Source organism: Alteromonas oceanisediminis (assembly GCF_018474025.1).
Classification (GTDB): Bacteria; Pseudomonadota; Gammaproteobacteria; order Enterobacterales; family Alteromonadaceae; genus Alteromonas_E; species Alteromonas_E oceanisediminis.
The window spans coordinates 1-1,226 of sequence record NZ_JAHCTA010000022.1 but is presented as its reverse complement, the minus strand read 5'-3'; the positions used below and the strand labels follow the sequence as shown (position 1 = coordinate 1,226).

1 protein-coding gene is annotated in these 1,226 nt (G+C 50.2%); it reads right to left on the bottom strand.

The features are described from left to right. Positions 1-53: 53 nt before the first annotated feature. Positions 54-1,226: elongation factor Tu (tuf, locus tag KIU71_RS17690; protein WP_214132634.1), on the bottom strand; the 1,173-nt coding region annotated here is incomplete at its 5' end.

Sequence of the window (1,226 nt, the reverse complement as noted above, 5' to 3'; positions counted from 1 at the left end):
GCACAAAAAAGGCCGCTGATGCGGCCTTTCGAATACACTGTGTGGGTGCCCGCTTACGCTAGGATTTTCGCCACAACACCCGCACCTACTGTACGGCCACCTTCACGGATAGCGAAGCGTAAACCTTCGTCCATCGCAATAGGTGCAATAAGCTCAACAACAAACTTCAAGTTGTCGCCTGGCATAACCATCTCTACGCCTTCTGGCAATTCTACCGCACCGGTAACATCCGTTGTACGGAAGTAGAACTGTGGACGGTAGCCTTTAAAGAATGGCGTGTGACGGCCACCTTCGTCTTTGCTGAGTACGTAAACTTCTGCTTCGAACTTAGTGTGTGGGTTGATTGAACCTGGCTTCGCCAATACTTGGCCACGCTCAACGTCATCACGCTTAGTACCACGTAGAAGTACACCAACGTTCTCACCCGCTCGACCTTCGTCAAGCAGCTTACGGAACATCTCTACGCCAGTACACGTTGTCTTCGTGGTATCTTTGATACCCACGATTTCAACTTCTTCACCCACCTTAACTACGCCCTGCTCAACACGACCGGTAACTACCGTACCACGGCCTGAAATTGAGAATACGTCTTCGATTGGCAAAATGAACGGCTTATCAATCGCACGCTCTGGCTCTGGAATGTATGAATCCAATGCTTCGCCTAGCTCGATAATCTTCGCTTCCCACTTCTCGTCGCCTTCTAGCGCTTTTAGTGCGGAACCTTGGATAACCGGTAAGTCGTCGCCCGGGAATTCGTATTCTGACAATAGCTCACGAACTTCCATCTCAACAAGCTCTAGAAGCTCTTCGTCATCGACCATGTCACATTTGTTCATGAATACGATGATGAAAGGTACGCCTACCTGACGACCAAGAAGGATGTGCTCACGCGTTTGCGGCATAGGGCCGTCAGTCGCTGCTACAACCAAAATCGCGCCGTCCATCTGTGCAGCACCGGTGATCATGTTTTTAACGTAATCAGCGTGTCCTGGGCAGTCAACGTGTGCGTAGTGACGCGCTGGCGTGTCATACTCAACGTGTGATGTCGCAATAGTAATACCGCGCTCACGCTCTTCAGGTGCGTTATCGATTTGATCGAATGCTTGTGCAGAACCGCCGTAAGTCTTTGCTAGTACGGTAGTGATTGCTGCAGTTAGTGTCGTTTTACCGTGGTCAACGTGGCCGATTGTACCTACGTTTACGTGCGGCTTATTACGTTCAAACTT